The sequence below is a fragment of the Pseudomonas vlassakiae genome, from assembly GCF_014269035.2.
Taxonomy (GTDB): domain Bacteria; phylum Pseudomonadota; class Gammaproteobacteria; order Pseudomonadales; family Pseudomonadaceae; genus Aquipseudomonas; species Aquipseudomonas vlassakiae.
Window position 1 is genome coordinate 1 of sequence record NZ_JABWRP020000039.1, and the last position, 3697, is coordinate 3697.

General features: G+C 67.2%; 1 protein-coding gene. It reads right to left on the reverse strand.

All coding sequences use genetic code 11. From position 1 onward, the window contains the following. Nucleotides 1–3697 (reverse strand): condensation domain-containing protein (locus HU738_RS25645; protein ID WP_217871531.1); only part of this gene is annotated, 3697 nt, incomplete at both ends.

The window sequence follows — 3697 nt, forward strand, 5'->3', positions numbered from 1 at the left end:
CATGCCGCTGTCCTCGAACATGTAGGCCAGGCGGTCCTGCGGGTATTCCGGATCGAGCGGCACATAGGCGCCACCGGCCTTGAGGATCGCCAACAGGCCGACGACCATTTCCACCGAGCGCTCGGCGGCGATGCCGACCAGCACGTCCGGGCCGACGCCCAGGCCGCGCAGATGTTCAGCCAGGCGATTGGTCTCGGCATTGAGTTCGGCATAGCTCAAGGTACGCTCGGCAAAGGTCAGGGCCGGCGCCTGCGGTTGACGGGCGGCTTGCTGTTCGAACCGCTGATGCACGTACGGCGTGCCCGGGTAGTCGCGTGCCGTGGCGTTCCACTGCTCGATCACCTGCTGGCGGTCATAGGCCTCCAGCAGCGGCAGTTCACCCAACGGGCTATCCGGCTGCGCCATGAACTGCAGCAGCAACTGGGTGAGTTGCCCGGCGATGCGGCGAATGGTCGTTTCGGCGAAGTCCTGGGTCAGGTAGTTGAAGGCCAGCTCCAGTTCCACACCCACCTGGGCAATCAGCGTCAGCGCATAACCGCTCTGCTCGCTGTAGCCCAGGTTGCTGAAGCCAAGCCCGCCCGGGGCCGCCTGCAGGGCCTCGGACACCGGGTAGTTCTCGAACACCAGCAGGGTGTCGAACAGCGCCTCGCCATTGCGCCCGGCCAGGCGTTGCACGTCTGCCAGCGGCGTATGTTCGTGGTCGCGCAAGGCCAGGTTCTGCGCCTGCACCGCCTGGGCCCACTGGGCGACGCTGAGCGCGCCGTCCGGTGTGGCGATCACCGGCAAGCTGTTGATGAACAGGCCCAGTTGCTGCTCGATCCCCGGCAGTTCCACCGGGCGCCCGGAAACGGTGGCGCCGAACGCCACGCTGCGCTGGCCGGTGTAACGCTGCAACAGCAGCAGCCAGGCCGATTGCACCAGGGTATTGAGGGTGACCTGCTGCTGTCGGGCGAACGCTTGCAGGCGCTGGGTCTGTTCGACATTCAGCCGGGCGCTGTGCAGCGCCTGGCCAGGCTCGGCGGAGCCCGCCCGGGCGCAGGCCAGGGCCAGTCGGGTCGGTTCCTCCAGGGGCGCCAGCTGGGCCTGCCAGAAGCGCTCGCTGGCCGCTTGGTCCTGGCCCTGCAACCATGCAAGGTAGTCCCGATAGCGGCCTTCCGGCGCAGCGACGGTCTGGCCCGCATAGGCCTGCAGCACCTCGCCAAGCAGGCGTGAGTTGCTCCAGCCATCCATCAGGATATGGTGACTGGTGTAGATCAGGTGATGGCTGTCAGCGCCAGTGCGCACCAGGCAAAGCCGCAGCAGCGGCGGACAGGCCAGATCGAATCCGCGGTGCAGTTCGTCGCTGGCACGCGCATCGAGCTGGCTGGCAGAAGCGGCGCCGCTCTGCTCCACGGTGATCTGCAGGCGGGCCTGGCGATGGATCACCTGGCGCGGCGCCTCCAGCCCGGCGTCCCACAGGAAGCCTGCGCGCAACAGCTCGTGACGGTCGACTGCCTGCTGCCAGGCACTGGCGAAGCGCTCGACGTCAAGGCCACGGATATCCAGGCGCATCTGGTTGACGTAGGTGCGGCCGCTGGCTTCGTACAAACTGTGGAACAGCATGCCCTGCTGCATGGGCGACAACGGGTAGATGTCGGCAATGGCCCGGGCCGGCAGCGCCAGCGCATCGAGCTGTGCCTGGTCGAGCCCGGCCAAGGGCACGTCACTCGGCGTCAGCCCGGCGTGGGCCTCGACCAGGCAGTGCGCGATCAGCGCCTCCAGCGCCTGCTGGTAGGCCTCGGCCAGGTGGGCGATGGTTGCCTCGGCATAGACCTCGCCACTGAAGGTCCAGTTCAGGTTCAGCTCGCCCCCGAACACCTGACCATCGACGCTCAGCCAGTTGCCCAGCGGCGCCTGCGGGTCTTGCCCGGCGCCGCGCCCTTCGCTGGCCGGCACCCACAGTGCACCCTCAGCGAAGTCGCCATCGAATTGCCCCAGGTAGTTGAAGGTGATGCGCGGCTGCGGCAAGGCAGCTAGCGCTGCGCGTGCCTCGGGGCTGCCCAGGTGGCGCAGCAGGCCGTGGCCCAAGCCCTTGTCCGGGGTGGCACGCAGCTGTTCCTTGATGCCCTTGATCGACGTGGCAAGGTCGTCAGCCGGGGCCAGTCGCACCGGGAACATGCTGGTGAACCAGCCCAGCGTGCGCGACAGGTCGATGTCGCTGAACAGATCCTCGCGACCGTGCCCTTCCAGTTGCACCAGCGCTGACGATTCGCCGCTCCAGGCGCAGATGACCTGGGCCAGGGCGGTCAGCAGCAGGTCGTTGACTTGAGTGCGGTATGCCGCAGGTGCTTCCTGCAGCAGTTGCCGGGTACGGGTGGCATCCAGCCGGGTGCTGATGCTGCGGGCATGCCGGTTGTCCATCGCCCCGTCGGGATTGTCTCGCGGCAACGCCTGCGGCGCGCCGTCCAGCAACTGTTGCCAGTAGCCGAGCTGCTCGGCCATGGCCGCGGAGCGGGCATGTTCGCTCAGGCGCTCGCCCCAGGCCATGTACGAGCTGGTCTTGGCTGGCAACTGCAGCGCCTGCCCCGCCTGCAGCTGGCGATAAGCTGCCTGCAGGTCCTCCAGCAAGATGCGCCAGGAAACACCATCGATGACCAAGTGGTGAATCGCCAGCAACAGCCGTTGTGTACCCTCCGGCAGGGTAATCAGTGCCAGGCGCAGCATGGGACCTGTGCCCAGGTCGAGGCTGCGCTGTACGTGCGTGCAGTACGCCGGCAGATCATCGAGGCTGGGCAACTGATGCCGCCAGATCAGCCCTTCGGCGCCTGCCTGGTGCTGATGGGCCTGCACCCACTCGCCGTTGACCTGCTGGTAGCGCAAGCGCAGGGCATCATGCTGCTGCAGTAGCGCGGCCAGGGCCTGGGTCAGCCGTTCACTGTCCAGCGGCTCGGCCGGGGCCAGCAGCAACGACTGGTTCCAGTGCTGACGGTTGGGGATGTCGCTGGCGAAGAACGTCCGCTGAATGGGCAGCAGCGGCGCCTCACCGGTCACGGGTCCCTGGTCGATCTGCAGGGTCTCGCTCAGTTGCGCCACGGTGGCCAGGCGGCGAATGCTCTGGTGCTGGAAAAGGTCACGCGGGGCGAAGCGGATACCGGCCTGGCGCGCCCGGCTGACGATCTGGATGGAGATGATCGAGTCCCCGCCCAGTTCGAAGAAGTTATCGTCCACGCCGACCTGCGGCAGACGCAGCACGTCCTGCCAGATCAGCGCCAGGCGTTGCTCCAGGGCGTTACGCGGTGCCTGGTATTCGCTACGCGCTTGTGCCGGGTCGGGCTTGGGCAGGGCTTTGCGGTCGAGCTTGCCGTTGGGCGACAGCGGCATCTGTTCGAGCAAAACCCACTGCGCTGGCACCATGTAGTCCGGCAGCACATCCAGCAATTGCGCCTTGACGCCTTGCAGGTAGCCACCCTGGATCTCGGCTTCAGTGCGTGCCAGGGAGGTCGGCTCTGGCACTACATAGGCCACCAGCTGCTTGCCGCTTGGGCCGTCCGCCGCCACCACCACGGCCTCACGTACCGCATCCTGTTCCTGCAGGCGCGCTTCGATCTCGCCCAGTTCGATGCGCAGGCCGCGGATCTTCACTTGGTGGTCGATGCGCCCGGCATATTCGATCACCCCGTCCTCGCGCTGGCGCGCCAGGTCGCCGGTGCGGTACAGC